A 21,885-nucleotide genomic window follows, 5' to 3' on the forward strand; every position below is an offset into this window, starting at 1 on the left:
GCGCCTCGTCCTTGACTGCTGGCGCGTCTTCCGGACCGGGCGATCCCCCGCGTCGCCCGGTCCGGTCGACACCCCCGTCGAGGCGACCTCACGGTCGCACGGGGGCCTGCGCTGAGTATATTGGCTCAGAGCCAGTCAACGCAGGAGTCAAGCATGTCCCCGCGGAGCCCATCGGTCAATGAAGAGCTTCGCCGGCGTTCCCGGGACCGACTGCTCCAGGCGACGGTGGAGTTGGTCGACGAGCGGGGCTACGACACCACGACCCTCGCCGACATCGCGGACCGGGCCGGCTCGGCGCGCGGCCTCGTCTCGTACTACTTCCCGGGCAAGCGCCAGCTGTTGCAGTCCGCCGTCCACCGGTTGATGCACCGCACGCTGGAGGAGGCGATCAACCGCGAGCCGCAGTCGGACGACGGCCGGGAGGTCCTCGCCCGGGCGATCGACGCCGTCCTCGGCCTCGGCGTGGACCGGCCCGTGCTGATGCGTGCGCACATGTCGGGGGTCCTCCAGGCGGAGGGCTTCGTGCAGTGCCCCGAACAGCAGCGGCTGGCCGCCCTGCTGGGCGAAGCGGTGCAGCGGTACGGCTCGGACGCGGTCGAGGTGGACTACCCGATGCTGCGCGCCCGGCTGATGGGGGCCGTCTTCGCGATCGTGCTGCCCGGCGCCCCGATGCGCTGCGAGTTGCTACGGGCGGACCTGTTCCGGGCGTACGGGCTGGACTGGCAGCTCGGCGTTCCGCCGGGTGGTGCCAGCCACCCGGCGGAACATCCGCTGACCGTCCTCGGCGCGGGGCCGACCCCGCAGGGCCGGCTCAGGAGTCAGACTCCCCCGCCGCGTCAGGCACGTCAGACGCGCTAGTCGTCGTCGTCCTCGTCGTCGTCACGGTCGAAGTAGTCCGGCTGCGTCTGGACGTTCAGCTCGTCCAGCCACACCCGCTTCGCCGGGTCCGTGCGCCTGTCATTGATCTTCAGGACGTCCAGGCCCTTCACCATGTCGTTCGAGTAGACGTATCCGTTGTAGTAGTACGCGGACCAGGTCCCGCCCCCGATGAAGTCGGTGACGGAGATGGGGCCGCGCTCGAAGTAGCCGATCTCCTTGGGCTTCGACGAGTCGGTGAAGTCCCAGAAGGACACCCCGCCCTGGTACCACGACTGGACCATGATGTCGCGGCCCTTGACCGGGATGATCGAGCCGTTGTGCGCCACGCAGTTCTCGGTGTCGGCCTGGTGGCGCGGGATCTTGTAGTAGCTGCGGAAGACGAGCTTGCGCTTGTCGCCCTTGCCGACGAGGTCGTAGATGCCGTTGGCACCGCGGTTGGGGCCGATCTCCGCGTTGCAGGTCGCCGCGCCGCCGCCACCGAGCTCGTCCGTGAAGACGATCTTGTTGGTGTCCTGGTTGAAGGTCGCCGAGTGCCAGAACGCGAAGTTCACGTTGTCCTGGACCTGGTCGATGACCTTCGGCCGCTCCGGATCCTTGATGGAGAACAGGATGCCGTCGCCCATGCAGGCGCCGGCCGCCAGGTCCTTCGAGGGGAGCACGGTGATGTCGTGGCAGCCCGTGGTCTTGGAGACGCCCGGGTTGGTGGGCCCGCCCGGGTTGCCGCCGCCGTCGGGGCCGTCACCCGGGAAGAGCACCGGGAAGCCGATCATCTTGGCCTGCTCGGGCGCCTTGCGCGGCACCTTGATGATGGAGATGCCGTCGTGCGGCGGCTGGCAGTCCGGGAAGGCCGCGTTCGGCGAGTACGAGGAGACGTACACGTAGACGTTGCGGCGCTCGGGCACCAGCGTGTGGGTGTGCGAGCCGCACGGAGTCTCGACGGAGGCGACGTACTTCGGGTTGCGCTTGTCGCTGATGTCGAAGACCTTCATGCCCTCCCAGGAGTTCTTGACCGTCGCCGACTGCGACGTGCTGGCGCAGGAGTCGTCGCTGCGGGAGGAGTCGGTGGACAGGAAGAGCAGGTTCCCGGAGACGGAGATGTCGTTCTGGGAGCCGGGGCACAACACCTGCGAGACGGTCTTCGGGGACTTCGGGTTGGAGATGTCGAAGATCCGGAAGCCGTCGTAGTTCCCCGCGTAGGCGTACTTGCCCTGGAACGCGAGGTCGGAGTTGGTGCCCTTGAGGGCGTCCTTGGGGATGTTGGCGAGGTGTTCGACGTTGTCGCTGCGGACGATCTCGTCCACGCCGGGTATCTCGCCGCTCTTGATGGCGGTGCGGGCCTCGGCCTCCTGGCCCGAGGTGACCTCCTTCTGCTGGACGGGACCGTCCCCGGGGTCGGGTATCGCGGCTGCCGGGGCAGCCGTGAGCAGGGTCGCGAACAAGCCGGCCGCGGCTGCCGCCACGCCCAGACGTCTGCGCCGTGCTCGGGTGGTGTGCAACAGGGTCACTGCGTCCTCCCTCGTGTCCGTTCTGGTCGAACGGTTCACACACCACGGAAGTATCTTGCTTAGCATGCGCATTTCAATAGAGCGCAACACGCCCGTCATGAAAGTTTTTGATCTCCCTGCCGGGGAACTGCTTACAACGGTCGCTCTCAGCCAAGTGCCCCAGGAGGTCACCGTGTTCCGCCAGCCCTCGACCGCCGGCACCCGTGCGCCGGCCACCCTGGCCGCCGTGGCCCTGGTCGCAGCCCTCGCCCTGAGCGCCTGCGACTCCGATTCCGGCTCCGGTTCCGACGCCGACGCCTCCCGCTCCAGCGCGGCGCAGGGCTCGGTCGTGGCGCCGGGCAAGCCCGGCGAGGCCGCTCAGACGCTCACCCCCGAACAGGCCGCGAAGGCCGTCCCGGACGACTCGCCGAACGCCGCCGACTTCGCGTACGCCGAGATGATGGTCAAGCACCACGCCCAGGCGCTCACCATGACCGCGCTGGCGCCCGAGCGCGCTTCCTCCACGCAGGTCAAGGGCGTGGCGGACCGGATCTCCGCCGCCCAGAAGCCGGAGATCGACGCGATGAACGGCTGGCTGAAACGGTTCGCCGCCAAGAAGCCCAAGGACGGCGGCCACGACCACGGCGCGATGACGATGCCCGGCATGGCCACCGAAGCCCAGCTCGACCAGTTGCGGGCGGCGAAGGGCGCGGCGTTCGACGAACTCTTCCTGAAGCTGATGATCACCCACCACCAGGGGGCCGTGAGCATGGCCGCCGACGCCCTGTCGGACGGCCGCAACACCCTGGTCCAGGAGATGGCGAACGACGTGATCTCCCAGCAGTCCGCCGAGATCGGTCGGATGCAGAAGATGTGACGGACCGCGGCGACGGAGTGACGACGCACGCACGGAACCTCCTCAGGGCCCCTTCCCGGTGGGATGCTGGAATTCCCCGCGGGAAGGAGCGCCCACGTGCTTCGCGTCGCCGTCGTCGGCTCGGGACCCAGTGGGGTCTACGCGGCCTCGGACCTCGTCCGACAGAGCCAGGTCCCGGACGTGCGGGTGCACGTCCTGGACCGGCTGCCCTGCCCGTACGGGCTCGTGCGGTACGGGGTCGCGCCCGACCACGAGAAGATCAAGTCCCTGCAGAACAACCTCCGCGGGGTGCTGGAGGACGAGCGGATCGGCTTCCTCGGGAACGTGGAGGTGGGGGCGCACGGGCTCGGGCCGCAGCGGTTGCTGGAGCTGTACCACGCGGTCGTGTACTGCGTGGGCGCGGCCCGTGACCGCAGGCTCGGCGTGCCCGGCGAGGACCTGCCCGGCAGCCATTCGGCCACCGACTTCGTCTCCTGGTACAGCGCGCACCCCGACGCGCCGCACGACTTCGCCGGGCCCGCGCTGGCGGCGCGTTCCGCCGTGGTGATCGGGGTCGGCAACGTGGCGGTCGACGTGGCACGGATCCTCGCGCGCGCGGCCGACGACCTGCACCGTACGGACGTGCCGCAGGGCGCCCTCGGCGCGCTGGCGGCCAGCGGGGTGCGCGAGGTGCACATGGTGGGCCGCCGCGGCCCCTCGCAGGCCAAGTTCACCACCAAGGAGCTGCGCGAGCTGGGCGCGCTGACGTCGGCGGAGGTCGTGGTCGACCCGGCGGAGCTGGCGCGGGACCCGGCGTACGGGTCACCGGACGCCGCTGCGGCGCTGCCGGCGGCGATCCGGCGGAATCTGGACGTCGTACGGACCTGGGCCGAGCGGACGCCCGACAGACCGGCGGCCGCAGACGGTGTGCGACGGCTCCACGTGCGCTTCTTCCTGCGCCCGGTCGAGCTGCTCGCGGACGGCGGACGGGTGGGGGCCGTGCGGTTCGAGCGGACCGCGCCGGACGGCGACGGCGGCGTGCGGGGCACCGGGGCGTACGAGGACGTGCCGGCGCAGCTGGTGCTGCGGGCCGTCGGGTACCGCGGCGTGGCACTGCCCGGGCTGCCGTTCGACGACCGCAGCGGGACGATGCCGCACGCGGCCGGACGGGTGCTGCGCGACGGTGCTCCGTCACCCGGCGAGTACGTGGCGGGGTGGATCAAGCGGGGGCCGACCGGGGTGATCGGGACGAACCGGCCGTGCGCCAAGGAGACGGTGGCCTCCCTGCTCCAGGACGCGCCGGCGCTCTCGGCGCGACGGGTGGCGGACGACCCGCTGGCGGAGTTGCGCGCGGGCGGGCACCGGCCCGTCGAGTGGCCCGGCTGGCTCGCCATCGAGGCGGCGGAGTCGGCGCTCGGGCTGTCGCTGGGGCGGGGGTCGGTGAAGATCCCGGACTGGGCGGGGCTGCTGGACGCGGCGACGCGGTGACGGCCCCGGCACGGCTCGTACGGTCGCGAGGCGTGGTCACGGTGCGCGGTCGCGGTGCTGGCGGGAGCTGCTTGGCTGCTCCCGTTCAATGGCTGTGACCTGCGACGACGTGGGCCCGCAGGCCGTTGTCAGTGGTCGGGTGCAGACTGGCCCGTATCCGCGACAACGACGTCCTGGAGGTAGGGGCCATGACCGCCGTTCTGCTGACCGTCGGCACACGCAAGGGACTCTTCATCGGCCGTCGCAGGGGCGGCGCGTGGGAGTTCGACGGACCTCACTTCCCCGCCCAGGCCGTGTACTCGGTCGCGATCGACCGACGGCGGGACGTGCCCCGGCTGCTCGTGGGCGGGGACAGCGCGCACTGGGGCCCGTCCGTGTTCCACTCCGACGACCTGGGGGCCACCTGGGTCGAGCCGTCCCGCCCGGCGGTCGCCTTCCCCAAGGACACCGGCGCCTCCCTGGAGCGGGTGTGGCAGCTCCATCCGGCCTCCGCCGCCGATCCTGACGTGGTGTACGCGGGCACGGAGCCCGCCGCCCTGTTCCGCTCCACCGACCGCGGCGAGAGTTTCGACTTCGTGCGGCCCCTGTGGGAGCACCCGACGCGGTCGCGGTGGGAGCCGGGCGGCGGCGGGGAGGCGGTGCACACGGTGGTGACGGACCACCGGGACCCGAGCGCGGTGACGGTCGCGGTGTCGACGGCCGGCGTGTTCCGCTCGCAGGACGGCGGTGACAGCTGGTCCCCGTCGAACGACGGAGTGTCCGCCGTCTTCCTGCCCGATCCGCACCCCGAGTTCGGCCAGTGCGTCCACAAGATCGCCCAGGACGCCGGCGACCCGGACCGGCTCTACCTCCAGAACCACTGGGGCGTCTACCGCAGCGACGACGCCGGCGCGCACTGGACGGACATCGGCGAAGGGCTGCCGTCGGACTTCGGCTTCGCGGTCGCCGCCCATCCGCACCGCCCGGACACCGCCTACGTCTTCCCCATCACCGCCGACAGCGACCGGGTGCCGGCCGGGCGCCGCTGTCGGGTCTTCCGCACCGAGGACGCCGGCGCCAGCTGGGAGGGGCTGTCCAACGGGCTGCCGCAGGGCGACCACTTCGGGACGGTGCTGCGGGACGCCCTGCGCACGGACGACGCCGACCCCGCCGGCGTCTACTTCGGCAATCGCAACGGCGAGGTGTACGCCAGCGCCGACGACGGCGAGTCCTGGCAGCTCATCGCCTCCCATCTGCCCGACGTGCTGTGCGTACGGGCGGCGGTGGTGGAGTGAGCGGTCCGCGCGATGCCCCAGGGCATCGCGTCAACAGCGGTCCCGCGGCCGTCGGCGGTGATCGTCGGCGGACGTGCGGACCGACGCCGTTGGACCAGTAGAGTGACGCTTCGTGACAGCGCGACGGCCTTTGAAGGAAATTGTCGAACCCGGCTGGGCGCAGGCCCTGGAGCCGGTGGAGGAACGCATCGCCGCGATGGGGGACTTCCTCCGCGGGGAGATCGGGGCGGGGCGCACGTACCTCCCGGCGGGGCAGCACGTCCTGCGCGCCTTCCAGCAGCCCTTCGACGAGGTGCGCGTCCTGATCGTCGGTCAGGACCCCTACCCCACCCCGGGGCACGCGGTGGGGCTCAGCTTCTCCGTGGCCCCCGACGTCCAGCCGGTGCCCAAGAGCCTGGACAACATCTTCTGGGAGATGCACAAGGACCTGGGGCACCCGCGGCCTTCGAACGGCGATCTGACGCCCTGGGCGCGTCAGGGCGTGCTGTTGCTCAACCGCTCGCTGACCACCGCGCCGCGCAAGCCGGCCGCGCACCGCGGCAAGGGCTGGGAGGAGGTCACCGAGCAGGCGATCCGGTCGCTCGTGGCCCGCGGCACCCCGCTGGTGTCGGTGCTGTGGGGGCGTGACGCCCGCAATCTGCGCCCGCTGCTGGGGGACTTCCCGGCGATCGAGTCGGCCCATCCCTCCCCCATGTCGGCGGACCGCGGTTTCTTCGGCTCGCGCCCGTTCAGCCGGGTCAACGAGTTCCTGGAGAAGCAGGGGGCACAGCCGATCGACTGGCAGCTGCCGTGAGCACCCCGCCCGCCCGTCTGGTCGTCGGGGTGGACTCGGGCGGCTCCGGAGTGCGGGTGGCCCTCGCCGACGCGGCCGGCCCCGGTGCTCCAGAGGTCGTCGAGGCCCGCACCCCCGTGCGCACGGGCCCCGCGGGCATCGACGCGCAGCATCTGCTGGAACTCGTGCTGCCGATGGTGCGGGCCCTGTTCGTACGGACCGGGCGCGAGGTGCAGGGCACCGGTCCCGGCGCCGTGGTGGCGGCCGTGGCCGTCGGCGCGGCCGGGATGGCGACGCTCGGCGGGCAGTTGCGCACGGAGCTGCCCGGGGCGCTCGCCACCGCGCTGGGGGTGCGCCGTCTCGCGCTCGCCGCGGACGCCGTGACGGCGTACGCGGGCGCGCTCGGCCAGCGCCCCGGCGCGGTCGTCGCGGCGGGCACGGGAGTGATCGCACTCGGAACGGATCTGTCCGGGTGGCGCCGGGCGGACGGGTGGGGCCATCTGCTGGGCGACTGCGGCAGCGGTGCGTGGATCGGCCGCGCCGGGCTGGAGGCGGCGATGCGCGCCCACGACGGCCGCCGCGGCGGCTCGACGGCCTTGCTGGCCGCCGCAGAGTCGGTGTGGGGGCCGGTGACCGGGCTGCCGGGGCACTTGTACCCGCGGACGGACCGGCCGGCCGTGCTGGCGTCGTTCGCGCCGCACGTCGCGCGGTGCGCGGTCGAGGGCGACCCGGTGGCGACCCAGGTCCTCACGCGGGCGGCCGGGCACCTCGTGGAGGCGGCGGCGGCCGTGTGCCCGCCCGCGCAGCAGGGCGCCGCGCAAGGCGACGGTGTGGACGTGGCCCTGACGGGCGGTCTGTTTGCGATGGGCGATCCCCTGGTCGTACCGCTGCGTGAGCAGATGGCGGCTCAGTTGCCCGCGGCACGGCTCGTTCCGGCCGTCGGCGACCCGCTGGCCGGTTCGGTGTCGATCGCCGCCGCGCTCGCCGACGGCTCCCTGCGACTCCCGACCGATCCCGCACTGCTGCACGTACCGACGGACGCACCGGCAGAGCGGGGCAGATGAGACGCGCCACCCTTTTCACCCACTGCAGCGGATAAAAACGGACAGATGACGCCGGACGCCCCCCTCCCCGAACAGCCGCGCCGACAAAACCAGTAGCATGCGGCGCCATGAGCTCCCCCACTGGGCCAGCACCCGGCCTGCCTGTACGAATGCCGCGTCCCCGCCAGTCCGGACGCCACCGCCGCCCGGAGCCCGTGGCGGCGCCCGAGGGCGCACCCGCGCTGGTGCTCGCCGTACCCGGCGCTCCCACAGCCGCGACGCGGGGACTGGCCGAAGAGGTCATAAGCATCGCGCGTTCGGAGCTGCCCGGCCTGGAGGTCGGCATCGGCTACTTGGACGGCGTCGACCCCCAGCCGCCCGTTGCCGAGCCCTTCGGCGCTCCCGTTGAGGGCGTCGAAGGCGTCGAGGCAACCGTTGCGGACGCAAACCCCGTTGCTGCCCCCGGTGGCGCGGACGCCTCCGCCGGGCCGTCCCTGACCAGCGTGTTGGCCCGTACGGCCGCGCTGCGCACCGAGCGGTACGAGATCGCCACGGCCGCCGGCCGTGAGGTGCCTGCGCCCGAGGGCCCGTCCGCCGTCGTGGTCCCGCTGCTCGCCGGCCCGGACGCGGCCCTGATGGCGCGGATCCAGCAGGCCGTCGACGCCAGCGGTGCCGCGGTGGAGCTCACCCAGGTGCTGGGGCCGCACCCGCTGCTCGCCGAAGCCGTCCACGTACGACTGTCGGAGGCGGGGCTGGCCCGGGCGGACCGCGCGCGGCTGTTCACCGTCGCCACGGCGGCGGACGGCATCATCCTGGCCACCGTCGGCGGCGACGAGGCGGTGCGGGCCGCCGGGATCACGGGCATGCTGCTCGCGGCCCGGCTGGCGGTGCCGGTGATGGCCGCGGCGCTCGACGAGGCGGGCTCGGTCGCCGCGACGGCCGAGCAGTTGCGTGCCTCCGGCTCCGGCCAGCTGGCCGTTGCCCCGTACCTGATCGGGCCCGAACTGCCCGACGGGCTGCTGGAGACGGCGCTCAAGGAGGCGGGCGCGCCGGCGTCCGAGGCGCTGGGCGCCTATCCGGCCATCGGCAAGCTGGTGCTGTCGCAGTACACGACGACGCTGGGCATCACGCCGCAGCCGCAGGGCTCGCCCCTGCGCTGAGCGGAGGGCAGGGCGAGCGCCGGCTTCGACGGATGTCCGCCGCGCCGCACGCCGTCGCCGGGCCGCCGCCGGCCGGTCACCTCGCCGACCGGCCGGGGCCTTGGCACGCGCCGCACCACAGCGCGTGCCGTACGGCTCAGGCGAAGACGACGCAGGAGGCCGCGGGGGCGTCCAGGGAGCCCGCCCGTCGCGGCACCCCGCTGCCGGGGGCCACGTCGAACCACGTGACGTTCCCGGACCGTTCGTTGGCGACGTACAGCCTTCGGCCCGCGGGGTCGAGCTTCAGGTCACGCGGCCAGTGGCCGCCGCAGGGGACCGTGGTGGTGAGTTCCACCCGCTCCCGGTTCGCGTCCACCGCGAGGACGGCGATGCTGTCGTGACCGCGGTTGGCGACCCACAGATGGGATCCGTCGGGCGAGACGACGACCTCGGAGGGGTACGTGCGCGGTGTGACGCCCTCGGGCACCACCGGCACCTCCCCGACCGGGTCCAGCCGGCCCGTCGCGCCGTCCCAGCGGCACACGGTGAGCGTGGGCTGGAGCTCGTTGAGCACGTAGGCGTGGGTCCCGGCCGGGTGGAAGGCGAGGTGGCGCGGGCCGGTGCCGGGGCGCAGCGACGTCTCGCCGTGCACGGTCAACTCGCCCGCCTTCGCGTCGAGGGTGCACACGTGCACGGTGTCCGTCCCGAGGTCCACGCCGAGGACCCAGCGGCCGGAGGGGTCGGCGAGGACCTGGTGGGCGTGCGGCCCGCGCTGGCGGTCCGGGTCGGGGCCGGAGCCCTCGTGCTGGAGCACGCCGCTGACGGGCTCGGGGCGGCCCTCGTCGTCGAGGGGGAGCACGCTGATGCTGCCGGAGCTGTAGTTCGCCGTCAGCAGGTGATCGTCGAAGACGGTCAGGTGGGTGGGTCCGGCGCCGCAGACGGGGACCCGGGCGCCGTGCTGGCGCGGGGAGGCGCCGCGGACGTCGAAGGCCGCGACGGCGCCTTCCGCGGTCTCGGACACCGCGTACAGGACGGGCTGGCCGGCGATCCGCGCCAGGGCGAGGTAGGAGGGGTCGGCGATCGCGTCGCTCGCCCCGGTCTCGGTCAGGGCACCAGTCGCGCCGTCGACGGAGACGGCGAGGATGCCGCGGCCTCCCGCCGAGGTGAACGATCCGATGAATGCCCGTCCCGTGCTCTGGTCGCCCACGGCGGTGTCCCTCCCACTGATGCTGTTGTTGCCCGGCCCGACGGTAGCAGCGGTCTAGACCAACTGTCTGTATGCAGCGGCGCACGCCGGCGGATTCGCTGTGCTTACCCGCGGAAGCGGGGATCTACCCTCCGGTAGCAGGTTGTCTGCGCGCCGATCGCGGGCAGGAGGGACGGGCCGCTGGTCAGCGGCGCGGAGGCCGGGTGCCGGGGCGTAGCGCGCCGGGGGCGCACATACGCGATCGCGCGCTCACCAGCGTGAACACTGCGACGGACATGGGCCGGTGGTGCGGGTGGGACATCACTCTCGCGACGGTGCCGGCGCCCCTCGTGACGCGACTGCTGGCATCCTGGATGCATGAGCCATGCACGCACCCTGTCGGTCATCTTCGATCTGGACGGCACGCTGGTGGACAGCGAGCCCAACTACTACGAGGCGGGGCGCAGGGTCCTGGCCGAGTACGGAGTCACGGGCTTCACCTGGGAGCGGCACACGGACTTCATCGGCATCGGGACGCGCGAGACGCTCCAGACGCTGCGTGCCGAGCACGGCATCGAGGCGCCGGTCGAGGAGCTGCTGGCGGGCAAGAACCGTCACTACGTGGAGTTGGCCAGGACCGCTACCGAGGTGTACCCGCAGATGCGGGCGTTCGTGGAGTTGTTGGCCGGGGACGGGGTGCCGATGGCGGTGGCCTCCGGCTCCTCGCCCGCGGCGATCGACGCGGTCCTGTCGGGAACGGGGCTGGACGCCCTGATTCCGACGGTCGTCTCCGCGGAGGAGGTGGCACGGGGGAAGCCCGAGCCCGACGTCTTCCTGGAGGCGGCCCGCCGACTGGGGGCCGCGCCCGGGCAGTGCGTGGTGTTGGAGGACGCACCGCCCGGCGCCGCCGCCGCGCACGCCGCGGGGATGCGCTGCATCGCCGTCCCGTACGTGGCGGCGACGGTGGACGACCCGGCGTTCGGCACGGCGAGCCTGCTGTACCGGGGCGGCCAGGGCGAGTTCACGGCGCGGGCGGCGTACGACTGGCTGCGCGGGCAGCGACCCTGACCGCGCCTGACGCCCCGGCCGCCCCTGGGCGTCAGGCCTTGTGCGCCACCCCGACGTACACCGGCACCCCCGCGGTGTCCGCACCGGCGCCCTCGGGCTCCAGGTCCCACTCCTCCAACGGCACGACGCCGGGCTCGGCCAACTCCAGCCCCTCGAACAGCGCGTGGACCTCCGTACGGCTGCGCAGCCGGAGCGACATGCCGCTGGCGCGGTAGATCTCGGTGACGCGCCCGAGGGCCTCCGGATCGAAGTCGCCCGTCCCGTGGGCGAGCATCAGTGCGCTCCCGGGAGGCAGCGGCTCCAGCAGGGTGCGCAACGCCTCCTGCGGATCGGCCTCGTCGGGCAGGAAGTGCAGCAGGGCGATCAGGGACAGGGCGACCGGCTCCCTGAAGTCCAGCACCTCCCGGGCCTCGGCCACGATCTTCGCCGGCTCCCGCACGTCCGCCTGGACGTACTCGGTGCGGCCGGCCGGGGTACCGCGCAGCAGGGCCTCGGCGTGCCGGAGGACGACCGGGTCGTTGTCGACGTAGACGATGCGCGCGTCGGGGGTGATCTCCTGGACGACCTGGTGGAGGTTGGGCTCGGTCGGGATGCCGGTGCCGACGTCGAGGAACTGGCGGATCCCCTGCCGGGCGAGGTGCCGTGCCGCGCGGCGCATGAAGCCCCGGTTGGCCCGGGCGAGGCGCCGGCCGTCGGGCAGCACCTTCAGCACCTGCTCGGCCGCCGCGGCGTCGACCGGGTAGTGGTCCTTGCCGTTGAGGAAGTAGTCGTACATCCGGGCCGAGTGGGCCTTCCCGGTGTGCACGCCGTCCGTGCCGTACCCGGTGTCGGTCATCGCGGGGTCCTCCGTCGTCGCTCGTGGCCGTGGGAAAACGTGTGCGGGCGTCGTGCAGCGGTGGCGCGGGTGCCCGCGGATGCTGGGGTGGTGGGAACGCAGGGCCGGATCGGGCATGTGCCCGGGCCGGCGCCGGTCAAACGAGCAGGAAGTCCGCGTCGCCGTTCTTCACGCCTTCGACGACCTCGGCGATGTCGCGGGCGGCGAAGATCAGGGCGGGCCCGTCGGGGTCCTGGGAGTGGCGCACGGCCACCCGGTCGTTGCCGAGTTGCTTCACCTCGACGCAGTTGCCGCCGTTGCTGCCGCTCCAGGGCTTCCTCCACGCGTGCGCGCCGAGGGTGACGTCCGCCTGGCTGACGTGGCTCATGGGTCTAGCTCCTTGCGAATGACGTCGAGGAAGCGCAGGGTGTCCCTCCTCGACAGTGCGTATGTGCTCATCTGGTCGAGTACCTCGCGGTAGAGCGCGACCTCGACCGGATCCTCGCTGTACGTCGCCCTGCTGAGGCCGTCGATGCCCACGACGTCGGGGAGTTCCGGGACCTCGAACCGGAAGACGGAGAAGGGGCCGAACCCGCCGGGGTGCAACCCCGCGGTGAACGGGGCCACCTGGAGGGTCACGGAGGGGAGTTCCGCCACGTCGAGGAGGTGCTCGAACTGGGCGCGCATCACGTCCGACGGTCCGACGGGACGCCGGAGAACCGTTTCGTCGACGATGGCCCAGAACTGCGGCGGCTCCGGATCGGTCCGCGTCAGCAGCGCCTGGCGCTCCTGGCGCAGGGCGATCTGACGCACCACCACCTCCGGTGCGGCCCTGGGCAGTCCGAGGCTCAGCACGCACCGCGCGTAGTCGGGGGTCTGGAGCAGGCCGGGCACGACGTGCGGCTCGTACGCGCGGATCCTGCGGGCGCCGCTCTCCAGGCTGACGTGCACGCCGAACCAGTTCGGCAGCACGTCGCGATAGCCCTGCCACCAGCCGGAGACGTTGGCCTTCTCGGTCAGCTCCAGGAACTCGCCGGCCTCCTCGTCCACCACGCCGTAGATCTCCAGCAGCGCCTTGACGGTCAGCCACTTCAGGGCGACCTCGGCGCGCTCCATGCGCGTGATGGTGGTGTGGGACTGCCGCAGTCGCCCGCCCACCTCCTGCGCCGAGAGCCCGGACGCCTGCCTGAGCTGCAACAGCCGTCTGCCCAGGACCATCTGCAACACCGTGGGGGCCGACCTCGGCTCACTCACCTCACGGCCCCTCTCGAACACCGGTTCACGGGGTGCAGTGTGCCATGCGAGCAAGAGCCTGCACAGGACACACACCTCACAGTGCACCGTGCAGAGTGTCGCTTGCCAACTCCCTTGACCCGGTCCATAGTTGGCGCAGTGACTCGGCTCACGCGGCTGACCGGCCGACGTGTTCGAGACGCGGCGACGCCCCTGGTCGCTCACCACGACGGGGGCGCAGCTCCGGAGCGGTCCCCTACTCCTTCGCGGTGCGCGCGAAGACACCGCGAGGACGGCGTCCACCCTCTCCGGTCGTCGTCCTGGGCTGGGAGTGCCCCCACCGATAGGACTGCCCGTGACGACCGCCGCAGACTTCCCGTCCCTGCGCCCACCGAACGACGACACCGTCAGTACGTGCCTGTTCGACTTGCCGTCGGACCACCGTTCGGTCTCCATCGCCCGCCGCTTGGCCGCGACGTACCTGGACAGCCGCATCCAGTGCGACGAGGACGTTCGGCACTCAGTGAAGCTGCTGGTCAGCGAGTTGGCCACCAATGCGATCCGGCACACCGCGGGGATCCAGTTCCGCTGCCGGGTGCGGTTGGAGCAGAACGCGGTGCGCATAGAGGTGGAGGACCGGGGGCACGCGCCGGCGCTGATCCGGCCCCGGGCGGCTTCGCCCGACGACGAGTGCGGCCGGGGCCTGCACCTGGTGGCCCGGCTGTCCAAGGACTGGGGGATGCGGCGCCGGGACCACGGGCCGGGTTCGGTCGTGTGGGCGGTGGTGGCGGCGCGCTGACCGACGCGCCGACCGAACGACGGAGAAGACGTACGAGCGCTCCCCGAAGCCCGCTCCCCCATCACTCCGTGAAGTCGGGGGCGGGCCGCGCCCGGTGGTGCGGACCCCCTTCGCGTACGCGGGACACTTCGGTCGACGGCACCTTGCCACGTTTGAAGCGGACGTTTTAAATGAGGGCATGACCCGCGTCCCCTCCGACTGCGCCGCAAGGCGCACCTCCACGGGCGACTCCGCCGGCCCTGCCCGCAGGGACACCCGCGAGCGCATCCTCGACGCCGCGGTCCGGCTCTTCGGCGAGCGCGGCTACGCGGCGACGTCGCTGCGCGCGGTGACGGAGGCCGCGGGTGCGAACATCGCCGCGGTCAACTACCACTTCGGCTCCAAGGAGGGCCTGTTGCGCGCGGTGGTCAGCCGCGCCATGGCGCCCGTCAACACCGAGCGGGAGCAGCGGCTCGACCGGCTCCTCGCCGACGGGGGTCGACCGCGGGCGCGGGACGTGGTGCGGATCTTCACCGAGACCGGCGCGAGCCTGACGAGCGGACATGAGGGGCAGGGCGAGGTGGCCCGCTTCCTGGGGCGGGTGATGTTCGAGCCGGAACCGGCCGTACGGCGCGTCTTCGCGGACGAGGTCAGCCCGGTCGAGGGGCGCTGTCTGACAGCGCTGGGCGCGGCCCTGCCCGCGCTGGCGCCGGACGAGGTCGCCTTCCGCTACCGCACGCTGGTGGGGCTGCTGGCCCTGCATCAGACCGGCGCGCTCGACGACCTCTCGTCGCCCGCCGCGAAGGAGCCGGCGACGGCCGCGGAGCGCGCGACGGCGGTCGAGCGGCTCGTCACGATGGCCACCGCCCTCTTCGACGCCCCCTGACGCTCTCCGCCGGGCCGTCCGGTCCCGTCCGACGGACGCACGCGACTGCTATACCGCTTAGTGGTTTAACGCTAGGATCTCCATGGCACCTCGCCACCGGGGACCCTCCCGGGCCGAAGCAAACCCCGTGCCCGGCCAACAGGAAGCGGGAGGGCCCCCGGCTCGACCCCGGCCCGTCTCCCCCGGCCACCGGCTCAGACGGGGCCGCAGGCCACCAACAGCGGCAGGAACGGCGCCGCCACCGAGGCGACGAGCACCCCGATCCAGGTGAGCCGGCGGGGGCGGTCCTGCGGGGTGAGGATGCGGCGGAGCCTGATCAGGACCCCCGAGCCGCCCGCCCCCAGCGCGGTCCGCGGCGCCCGCCCCGCCGCGACCTCGCACATGGCGGTGGCCAGGGCGTCGCGCGAGTGCAGCCGCAGCGCCCGGTCGTCCGCGATCATCTCCAGCAGCAGCGCGGTCTGCTCGTGGGCGTGCCGGGCGAGCGGCAGCCCGGGGAAGGCGCGGGCGAACGCCTTCGTGGCGACCTGGACGAGGTGGTGCCGGCCGCGGATGTGGGCCTTCTCGTGTTCCAGCACGGCCCGCAGCTGCTCCTCCGTCAGCCGTTCCAGCGCACCGCGGGTCACGACGATCCGACGGGCGCGCCCGGGCAGGCAGTAGACCGCGGGCGCTTCGTGCTCGACGACGGTCACCCCGTACTCGGAGGCGTCCGAGCCGATCACGGTCAGCAGGTCGGCGTGGCGCCGCCGCTCCCGGCCGGCCTGCCACGCCGTCCACGCCAGCCAGCCGAACGGCAGTGCCAGGATCGTCAGCGGGGCCATCAGCAGGCCGACGTCGGCGAGGGAGGCCGGGGAGTCCACGGGCTGGGCGTCCGCGGCCAGCCCGCAGGCGGACAACAGCCCCACCAGGCCCTCGTGCACGTGCTGCTCGACCAGCACCAGGTGGTACACGGACAGCGCGGTCGCCACCACGAAGGTGAGCATCAGGCCCTGCCAGGCCAGTACGGCGACGGTCGGCGCGCGATGCGCCCAGCGGGCGCCGGCGAGCGCGTACGGGACGGCGGCCCCGACCAGCACCGCGTACCCGGCGAGCGCCGCGGCCGTGATCACGAACCGCTCCGCCGCTTGGCGGCGCGCAGCGCGGAGCGCAGGGCCTGCACCTCGTCGGCGGAGATCTGCTCCACGAAGCTGAGGAGCACGCCGGCCGGGTCGGGGTTGCCCTCCAGGGCGTCCTGCATGCGGGCGGCGGTGTACTGCTGGCGGGTGCAGGTGGCCCGGTACAGCCAGGCCCGGCCCTCCTTCTCGCGGGTGAGCATGCCCTTGGTGAAGAGGATGTCGGCGACCGTCTTCACGGTGCTGTAGGCGATGGGGCGCTTCCTGTTGAGGTCGTCGCGGACCTCCCGGGCGGTGGCCGGACGCCCCCAGTTCCAGAGGCGGTCCATGATCTCCGCCTCCAGGTCACCCAGCTGTCGCACGCCCACTCCCTTCGTCGGCGGCCTCGACACCCCCGCCGTCCAGGCTGCTCATCGTAGTGGTCGCACCGGTGGCGGCCGGGCCGTCGGAGGGGGCGGGGGCCGGCGCGGGAACGGCACAGGCGTCCGCGGTGCGCAGCCGGCGCACCAGCGCGTGGGCCAGCAGCGCGAGGGAGGCGACCGCGAGGACCGGCTGCGCGGGCGCCCAGTACGTCATCGCCCCGCTCATCCCGAGCGCCAGCACCACCAGCTTGTTGCAGACGGGGCAGCCGACGGCGAAGACCGAGAGCACGCCCGCGGCGATCGCCCGGGCCCCGCGCGGCCGGGGCGCGGCCCGGGAGGTCGAGCCGCCCGCGTAGGTGGCGACGAGCAGGCCCATCAGGATCGAGCTGCCCGCCCACACCGGATAGTTCCACCAGACGACGGGGGTCATCCGGGTGTAGAGGGACGACGGGACGACACCGGTCGGCACCCCGATCGCCACCGCGGCGAGCACGGCCACGACCACCGCCACGGCCCACTGCCGCGGCTTCCACGACCCCAAACCCATCGCGGCTCCCGAGCCCATCGCGCCCTCCTTCGTCGACAACGCCAAGAAGCTTAGTAGAAGCTGGGCGGCTGAAGCACCGGGGGGCGCCCTTCTGTATCGTCGGGTGCGGAGGTCACGTGGCGCGTACGAGCAAGACGATCAAGACAGCGGGTGTCTGGGGACATCTGCTGTTGGTCGTGCTCGCGCTAGGCATCTTCGCGATGCACACCGTGGGGCACCCCGACGCCGAGTCCGGCGCGTCCCACGGCGGCGACCGGATGGCGGCCACGTCCAGCACATCCACCGTGCTCGCCGTGTCGACCGTCTTCGACGGAACGCACTCCGCCGCATCGCAGGTGCCGGCCGTCCAGGACGCCGGTGGCGACCACGACGCGGCCGGCTCCGGCATGGCGATGGACATGCTCTCCCTCTGCATGGCGGTGCTCGGGACCTGGATCCTCGCCGCCCTCCTCAAGGCCGCCCTCGTCCGCAGCGGGGACCGTTCCCCGCGCCGGCGCACGGGCGTCCCCGTCGCTCCCCTGCGGGGCCCGCCGCCGCGCGGCCCCGACCTCTCCTCGCTGTCGATCCTGCGGATCTAGGCCGTACCCGTCGCGGGCCGCTGTGGCGTGCCCGCACACCGCGTTCGTACGACCTGTCCGACATTCCGATCGGACGTCCCGAAGCAAGGGCCGATCGGAGATCACCGCACGAGGTAAGTGACGTGACCGAGAAGCACGCTGACAAGCACGAAGAGAAGCACGCCGCCATGACGCCGTCGCCGTCCCCCGCCCGGGGACGCCGAGTGGTCCGACGCGGCGCGCTGGTCGCCGCCGTGGCGGCGGCCGGGCTCCTGCTCGCCGCCTGCGGCAACGACGACGACATGGGCGACATGGACCACGGCAAGAAGGACTCCACCGTCTCCGCGGGCGCGCAGCCGGGCGACAACCCCGCGCCGGGCGCCTTCAACGACGCCGACGTGATGTTCGCGCAGATGATGATCCCGCACCACGAGCAGGCCCTGGAGATGTCCGCGCTGGCGAAGGACCGGGCGCAGGACGCGCAGGTCATCAAGCTCGCCGAGCAGATCGCGGGGGCGCAGGACCCCGAGATCCAGAAGATGAAGTCCTGGCTCGCGGCCTGGGGCAAGCCGGAGTCCGGCGGCTCGATGCCGGGCATGGACCACGGCTCGGGCTCGTCGGGCGACGCCGGCATGGACGGCATGATGACCGACGAGGACATGGCCGCCCTCAAGGCCGCGAAGGGCAAGACCTTCGACACGCTGTTCGCACAGCTCATGGTCAAGCACCACGAGGGCGCGATCACCATGGCCGAGGACGAGCAGAAGAACGGCAAGAACGCCACGGCGAAGAAGCTCGCCGGCGAGGTCGTCAAGGGCCAGCAGGCCGAGGTCGACGAGTTCAACGCGATCCTCAAGCGGCTCTGACCGCGCGGGCGCACCGGGCGCCGGGCCCCCGCCGCGCGGCCCGGCGCGTGCCGGTGCGCCGTCCGTACCTCCGCGTACGCCTCCGCACCGCTCCGCACCCTTCCCCGCTCACACTCCACGACCTGATCAGGACCCCATGAAGAAGCGCCTCATCGCCCTGTCCGCGTCCACCCTCGCCCTCGCGCTGACGCTCACCGCCTGCGGCGGCGACGGCGACGACGGCGGGAAGTCCGCCGCGTCCGCCGACATCAGCCACATCCACGGCGTCGGCGTCCACCCCACCGACGGCAAGCTCTACGTCGCCACGCACAACGGCGTGTACACCCCGGGCGACAAGAACGCGCCCGTCCTCGTGGGCGACCGCAAGGACGACTTCATGGGCTTCGCCATCACCGCCGACGGCACGTTCCTCGCCAGCGGACACCCCGCACCCGGCCGGGACGCCCCCGCGAACCTCGGTCTGATCGAGAGCGCCGACGTCGGCAAGACCTGGAAGGACAGGTCCCTCACCGGAGAGGTCGACTTCCACTCCCTTGAGCACGCGCACGCCACCATCTACGGCTACGACAGCACCAACGGGCTGCTGCGCGTCAGCAAGGACGGCTCCACCTGGGAGACCCGGAGCGAGCTGAAGGCCCTCGACCTCGCCGTGAGCCCGACCGATCCCGACACCGTCCTCGCCACCACCGAGTCCGGGATCGCCCGCAGCACCGACGGCGGCAAGACCTTCGCCCCCGGCGCGAAGCCGGTGATGGCGTTCCTGTCGTGGTCGGACGCGAAGGCGCTGTACGGCGTCGACCCCACGGGCAAGATCAGCGTCAGCGCCGACGGCGGGAAGACCTGGAAGGAGACGGGCACGGCGCCCGGCGGACAGCCGCAGGCGCTGACCGCGATCGGCGCCCAGCGGCTGATCGCGGCGACCGGCGACGGGGTGTACGAGTCGCAGGACGGCGGCGCCTCCTTCACCAAGCGCCTCGACGTCACGTCGGGCGGCGGGCACTGAGCGGAGCGCCGTCGGGGTCGCGGCCGGGGCGCCGGCCGCGACTGCGGATGCGGGGCGGTTGAGCCGGGCGTTGACTTGAGCCGTGCCGCGCCCCGGGCGTCGACCCCGTGGCGCCCGCTGCGAAGGATGACGACCCAAGGTGGCCGAACCGGACCTCGACCTGCCGCGCTCGCTGCTCCGGGCGGGCCTCGCCGACCCCGAGCACCTGCCCGAGCACCTGGCCCGGTTCGCGCTGCGGCACATGGGGCCGGTCGCGGACCGCGCGGTGGCCAGGACCCGCGAGCAGCACCCGGAGGCGGATCCCGCGGAGCTGCGTGCCCTCGTCGTGGCGCGCGGCCGGCGCAACACCGTCACCGAGGGCGCCTTCGTCGGCGGACCCTTCCTGCTGCTGATCCCGGTGGCGTTCTGCGCGGCACTGCTGAACCAGGCGCGCACGGTCCTGGAGTTGGCCGGTCTCGACGGCCGGGACCCGACGTCACCCGAGCGGGCGGCCGAGCTGCTGGTCCTGATGGGGGTGCACCCGGACACCGCGAGCGCGCGCACCGCGCTGGCGGCCCCGGTCTCGGCGCAGGCGGGGGCCCGCCGGGCGGTGCTGCGGCCCGGGGCGCTGTGGCGCCTCACGCTGCGCATGGCCCGACTGCTCGGGCTGCTCGGGCCGCCGGGCGAGGACGGTCACCAGCGGGTCCGGTGGCGCACGTGGGCCGTACTCCTCGCACGGTCGGTGACGGTGGGGCTGGTGTTCGTGGTGGGGCTGGTGGCTCCGCTGGTCTGGCTGCCGTACATGGCGGTCTCGTACCACGCGGCGACCGGACGACTCACCGAGCGGGCCGCGCTCTTCTACTTCAGCGAGCCGGCGCCGCAGCGGCGGGGCGAGCGCAGCGTGCCGGGGCTCGCCCAGGCGTACGGCAAGGCGCTGGGGTCGATGGTGCTGCCGGCTCTGGTGACGTTCCTCGTGCTGGTGGCGGGGGTGCGCATCGAGCACTCCCGGTGGCCCGTGCTGACCATGGCGCTGGTCCTGCTCTCGGTGGCCACCGGAGCGTTCTGGCAGGCGCGCCGGGGCGGTCGACGGGCGCGGGCGCGCCGGGAGTGAGCGCGCGGCGCCCGGCGCGGGCGTACGCGGTGGGCGCGGGCCCGCACGCGGCCCCCGACGCGTGCGGACCCGCCGAAGGCGGTCCGTCAAGTGCGGTGTGCCCCGCCCACGCGGGTACCAAAGTATGCGTGGATCCGTCCCGTTCCCATCCCGGGAATCCGGGGGTCGACCTAGCCTGCGCGGGTGACCTCAGCTCCTCGCTCCCCTGCTCCGTCCACCCCGGACCCCGCGGCGGCCCGGCGTGCGCTGCTCGGCTCCCTCGACCGGTCGTTACGTCACCTCGGCCCCGGCCGCGACGGCGCCGCGCCCGGCACCCCGGTCTTCCTCGACGTGCTCCAGGCCACCGCCGGGGCGCTGCTGCACGCCGTACCGGCGGACGTGTGGTGCGCCGTGGCCCTCGATCCGGCGACGCTGCTGGACACCGGCGGGCTGCACGAGCACGGGTTCCCGCAGAGCGTGATGCCGCGGCTCTTCGAGATCGAGCACGCCGACCAGGTCGGGGTGGACAACGTCCGCGCGCTGGCGCGCCGCAGTGCCCCGGCCAGTCTGCTGAGCGCCTCCATGCAGGGCCGGGTGGCGCAGAGCGTGTACTGGCGCGACGTGCTGCGCCCGGTGGGGCTCGCGGACGAGCTGCGGGTGGTGCTGCGGGACGGCGCGCGCACCTGGGGCCTGTTCGTGCTGTGCCGGGGAGCCGACGCACCGCCCTTCACGGCCGCGGAAGTCCGGCTGGCCTCGGCGATCAGCGCACCGGCCACGGTGGCGCTGCGCCGTTCGCTGCTGCTGACGGGGATCGACCGCGCGGACGTTCCGGACGCGGCGGGGCTGCTGGTGGTGGACGACGAGGGGCGCACCCGGCTGTGCACGGCCACCGCCGAGCGCTGGCTGGCGCTGATCCAGGAGGCCCATCCGCCGCCGGGGCAGCGCTTCCCGTACACCCTGACGGCACTGGTCAACCGGGCGCGGACGGCGGAGCCCGGAGTGCAGGTGCGGTCCCGGGCGATCAGCCTGACCGGGCACTGGGTCACGCTCAGCGCCTGGCGCGAGGCGCGGGGCGACGCGGGGCACGAGGGGGACGCGGCCGACGGCGAAGTCCTCACCTACGTGTCGCTGGCCGCCAGCCATCCGCGGGAGCTCACGGCCATCGTGCTCGACGCGTACGGACTGACGCCGCGGGAGCGGCAGGTCGCCCAGCACGTGCTCCTCGGGCACTCGACGGCGGAGATGTCGGCCCGGCTGCACATCGCCGAGTACACCGTCCAGGACCATCTGCGGAAGGTCTTCGACAAGGCGGGGGTGCGCAGCCGCCGGGACTTCAGCGGGGAGCTGTTCCAGCGCTGCTACCTGCCGCGGCTGGACGATCCGCCGCTGACCACGGACGGTCGGATGCGCGAGGACGGCGGGCGCGAGCGCGGGGCGACGGGGCCGTGAACGGGTCCGCCCCGCCTCCGGCG

23 protein-coding genes are annotated in these 21,885 nt (G+C 73.1%); 15 read left to right on the forward strand and 8 right to left on the reverse strand.

Features of this window, described 5'->3' with window-relative positions; translation table 11 throughout:
* Positions 1-153 precede the first annotated feature (153 nt).
* Complete coding sequence (locus tag AB0E05_RS13825; protein ID WP_361962740.1) at positions 154-858, forward strand: helix-turn-helix domain-containing protein; 705 nt, start codon at positions 154-156, stop codon at positions 856-858.
* On the opposite strand, the gene AB0E05_RS13830 is transcribed toward AB0E05_RS13825, so the two are convergent.
* Entirely contained in the window at positions 855-2,384 is a 1,530-nt protein-coding gene (locus AB0E05_RS13830; RefSeq protein ID WP_361962742.1) for a hypothetical protein, read from the reverse strand. The two genes, AB0E05_RS13825 and AB0E05_RS13830, sit on opposite strands and share 4 nt — an antisense overlap.
* Before the next feature lie 172 nt (positions 2,385-2,556).
* Between AB0E05_RS13830 and AB0E05_RS13835 the strand changes: the two genes are divergently transcribed.
* The 6 genes from AB0E05_RS13835 to AB0E05_RS13860 all read left to right on the forward strand — a co-directional run bounded on the left by AB0E05_RS13835 (position 2,557) and on the right by AB0E05_RS13860 (position 8,956).
* Positions 2,557-3,240 (forward strand): DUF305 domain-containing protein, encoded by a 684-nt coding sequence (locus AB0E05_RS13835; RefSeq protein WP_361962744.1) that lies wholly within the window; start codon positions 2,557-2,559, stop codon positions 3,238-3,240.
* A 96-nt stretch (positions 3,241-3,336) separates the two neighbouring features.
* Positions 3,337-4,707: an FAD-dependent oxidoreductase gene (locus tag AB0E05_RS13840; protein ID WP_361962746.1), complete on the forward strand. Its 1,371-nt coding sequence runs from the start codon at positions 3,337-3,339 to the stop codon at positions 4,705-4,707.
* Between the two features lie 188 nt (positions 4,708-4,895).
* Positions 4,896-5,981, forward strand: coding sequence for an exo-alpha-sialidase (locus AB0E05_RS13845; protein WP_361962748.1), 1,086 nt, complete (start codon positions 4,896-4,898; stop codon positions 5,979-5,981).
* A gap of 130 nt (positions 5,982-6,111) precedes the next feature.
* Positions 6,112-6,774 (forward strand): uracil-DNA glycosylase, encoded by a 663-nt coding sequence (locus AB0E05_RS13850; protein WP_361963042.1) that lies wholly within the window; start codon positions 6,112-6,114, stop codon positions 6,772-6,774.
* On the forward strand, positions 6,771-7,817 hold the full coding sequence (locus AB0E05_RS13855) for a BadF/BadG/BcrA/BcrD ATPase family protein (RefSeq protein WP_361962750.1): 1,047 nt from the start codon (positions 6,771-6,773) through the stop codon (positions 7,815-7,817). Before AB0E05_RS13850 ends, AB0E05_RS13855 begins: the two co-directional genes overlap by 4 nt.
* A 107-nt stretch (positions 7,818-7,924) precedes the next feature.
* Positions 7,925-8,956, forward strand: a complete 1,032-nt coding sequence (locus tag AB0E05_RS13860) for a hypothetical protein (protein WP_361962752.1) — start codon at positions 7,925-7,927, stop codon at positions 8,954-8,956.
* Between the two features lie 136 nt (positions 8,957-9,092).
* On the opposite strand, the gene AB0E05_RS13865 is transcribed toward AB0E05_RS13860, so the two are convergent.
* The gene (locus AB0E05_RS13865; protein ID WP_361962754.1) at positions 9,093-10,142 is read right to left on the reverse strand and encodes a lactonase family protein; all 1,050 of its coding nucleotides are present in this window, start codon (positions 10,140-10,142) and stop codon (positions 9,093-9,095) included.
* Positions 10,143-10,499: 357 nt separating this feature from the next.
* On the opposite strand from AB0E05_RS13865, the gene AB0E05_RS13870 reads away from it, so the two are divergent.
* On the forward strand, positions 10,500-11,189 hold the full coding sequence (locus tag AB0E05_RS13870) for an HAD family phosphatase (protein WP_361962756.1): 690 nt from the start codon (positions 10,500-10,502) through the stop codon (positions 11,187-11,189).
* A gap of 31 nt (positions 11,190-11,220) precedes the next feature.
* On the opposite strand, the gene AB0E05_RS13875 is transcribed toward AB0E05_RS13870, so the two are convergent.
* The 3 genes from AB0E05_RS13875 to AB0E05_RS13885 all read right to left on the reverse strand — a co-directional run bounded on the left by AB0E05_RS13875 (position 11,221) and on the right by AB0E05_RS13885 (position 13,257).
* Entirely contained in the window at positions 11,221-12,024 is an 804-nt protein-coding gene (locus tag AB0E05_RS13875; protein WP_361962758.1) for an SAM-dependent methyltransferase, read from the reverse strand.
* A gap of 136 nt (positions 12,025-12,160) precedes the next feature.
* Positions 12,161-12,391: a DUF397 domain-containing protein gene (locus AB0E05_RS13880; RefSeq protein ID WP_361962760.1), complete on the reverse strand. Its 231-nt coding sequence runs from the start codon at positions 12,389-12,391 to the stop codon at positions 12,161-12,163.
* The gene (locus tag AB0E05_RS13885) at positions 12,388-13,257 is read right to left on the reverse strand and encodes a helix-turn-helix transcriptional regulator (RefSeq protein ID WP_361962761.1); all 870 of its coding nucleotides are present in this window, start codon (positions 13,255-13,257) and stop codon (positions 12,388-12,390) included. The genes AB0E05_RS13880 and AB0E05_RS13885 overlap by 4 nt, the downstream gene beginning before the upstream one ends.
* A 334-nt stretch (positions 13,258-13,591) precedes the next feature.
* Between AB0E05_RS13885 and AB0E05_RS13890 the strand changes: the two genes are divergently transcribed.
* Positions 13,592-14,035 carry an ATP-binding protein gene (locus AB0E05_RS13890; protein WP_361962763.1) on the forward strand — a complete coding sequence of 148 codons (444 nt, stop codon included), beginning with the start codon at positions 13,592-13,594 and terminating at the stop codon, positions 14,033-14,035.
* Between the two features lie 178 nt (positions 14,036-14,213).
* A complete protein-coding gene (locus AB0E05_RS13895; RefSeq protein WP_361962765.1) occupies positions 14,214-14,900 on the forward strand; it encodes a TetR family transcriptional regulator in 687 nt (228 codons plus the stop codon).
* Between the two features lie 194 nt (positions 14,901-15,094).
* On the opposite strand, the gene AB0E05_RS13900 is transcribed toward AB0E05_RS13895, so the two are convergent.
* The 3 genes from AB0E05_RS13900 to AB0E05_RS13910 are packed head-to-tail and all read right to left on the reverse strand — an operon-like array spanning position 15,095 to position 16,963.
* Positions 15,095-16,006 (reverse strand): M56 family metallopeptidase, encoded by a 912-nt coding sequence (locus AB0E05_RS13900; protein ID WP_361962767.1) that lies wholly within the window; start codon positions 16,004-16,006, stop codon positions 15,095-15,097.
* Positions 16,003-16,371, reverse strand: a complete 369-nt coding sequence (locus AB0E05_RS13905; RefSeq protein WP_361962769.1) for a BlaI/MecI/CopY family transcriptional regulator — start codon at positions 16,369-16,371, stop codon at positions 16,003-16,005. Before AB0E05_RS13905 ends, AB0E05_RS13900 begins: the two co-directional genes overlap by 4 nt.
* Complete coding sequence (locus AB0E05_RS13910) at positions 16,355-16,963, reverse strand: hypothetical protein (RefSeq protein WP_361962771.1); 609 nt, start codon at positions 16,961-16,963, stop codon at positions 16,355-16,357. Before AB0E05_RS13910 ends, AB0E05_RS13905 begins: the two co-directional genes overlap by 17 nt.
* Positions 16,964-17,034: 71 nt before the next feature.
* Between AB0E05_RS13910 and AB0E05_RS13915 the strand changes: the two genes are divergently transcribed.
* The 5 genes from AB0E05_RS13915 to AB0E05_RS13935 all read left to right on the forward strand — a co-directional run bounded on the left by AB0E05_RS13915 (position 17,035) and on the right by AB0E05_RS13935 (position 21,862).
* Positions 17,035-17,496 (forward strand): DUF6153 family protein, encoded by a 462-nt coding sequence (locus AB0E05_RS13915; RefSeq protein ID WP_361962773.1) that lies wholly within the window; start codon positions 17,035-17,037, stop codon positions 17,494-17,496.
* 167 nt (positions 17,497-17,663) lie between these two features.
* The gene (locus tag AB0E05_RS13920; protein ID WP_361963044.1) at positions 17,664-18,341 is read left to right on the forward strand and encodes a DUF305 domain-containing protein; all 678 of its coding nucleotides are present in this window, start codon (positions 17,664-17,666) and stop codon (positions 18,339-18,341) included.
* Positions 18,342-18,477: 136 nt separating this feature from the next.
* Positions 18,478-19,344, forward strand: a complete 867-nt coding sequence (locus AB0E05_RS13925) for a F510_1955 family glycosylhydrolase (protein WP_361962775.1) — start codon at positions 18,478-18,480, stop codon at positions 19,342-19,344.
* 139 nt (positions 19,345-19,483) lie between these two features.
* Entirely contained in the window at positions 19,484-20,434 is a 951-nt protein-coding gene (locus AB0E05_RS13930) for a hypothetical protein (protein ID WP_361962777.1), read from the forward strand.
* 183 nt (positions 20,435-20,617) lie between these two features.
* Positions 20,618-21,862 carry a LuxR C-terminal-related transcriptional regulator gene (locus tag AB0E05_RS13935; RefSeq protein ID WP_361962779.1) on the forward strand — a complete coding sequence of 415 codons (1,245 nt, stop codon included), beginning with the start codon at positions 20,618-20,620 and terminating at the stop codon, positions 21,860-21,862.
* Positions 21,863-21,885 lie beyond the last annotated feature (23 nt).

The organism is Streptomyces sp. NPDC048057 (assembly GCF_040653095.1).
In the GTDB taxonomy this organism is placed as follows: Bacteria; Actinomycetota; Actinomycetes; order Streptomycetales; family Streptomycetaceae; genus Streptomyces.

Coding starts and splice junctions, on each gene's coding strand:
- AB0E05_RS13825 (WP_361962740.1), top strand. CDS start 154: ATGTCCCCGCGGAGCCCATCGGTCAATGAAGAGCTTCGCCGGCGTTCC.
- AB0E05_RS13845 (WP_361962748.1), top strand. CDS start 4,896: ATGACCGCCGTTCTGCTGACCGTCGGCACACGCAAGGGACTCTTCATC.
- AB0E05_RS13860 (WP_361962752.1), top strand. CDS start 7,925: ATGAGCTCCCCCACTGGGCCAGCACCCGGCCTGCCTGTACGAATGCCG.
- AB0E05_RS13870 (WP_361962756.1), top strand. CDS start 10,500: ATGAGCCATGCACGCACCCTGTCGGTCATCTTCGATCTGGACGGCACG.
- AB0E05_RS13875 (WP_361962758.1), bottom strand. CDS start 12,024: ATGACCGACACCGGGTACGGCACGGACGGCGTGCACACCGGGAAGGCC.
- AB0E05_RS13880 (WP_361962760.1), bottom strand. CDS start 12,391: ATGAGCCACGTCAGCCAGGCGGACGTCACCCTCGGCGCGCACGCGTGG.
- AB0E05_RS13895 (WP_361962765.1), top strand. CDS start 14,214: ATGACCCGCGTCCCCTCCGACTGCGCCGCAAGGCGCACCTCCACGGGC.
- AB0E05_RS13920 (WP_361963044.1), top strand. CDS start 17,664: ATGACGCCGTCGCCGTCCCCCGCCCGGGGACGCCGAGTGGTCCGACGC.
- AB0E05_RS13925 (WP_361962775.1), top strand. CDS start 18,478: ATGAAGAAGCGCCTCATCGCCCTGTCCGCGTCCACCCTCGCCCTCGCG.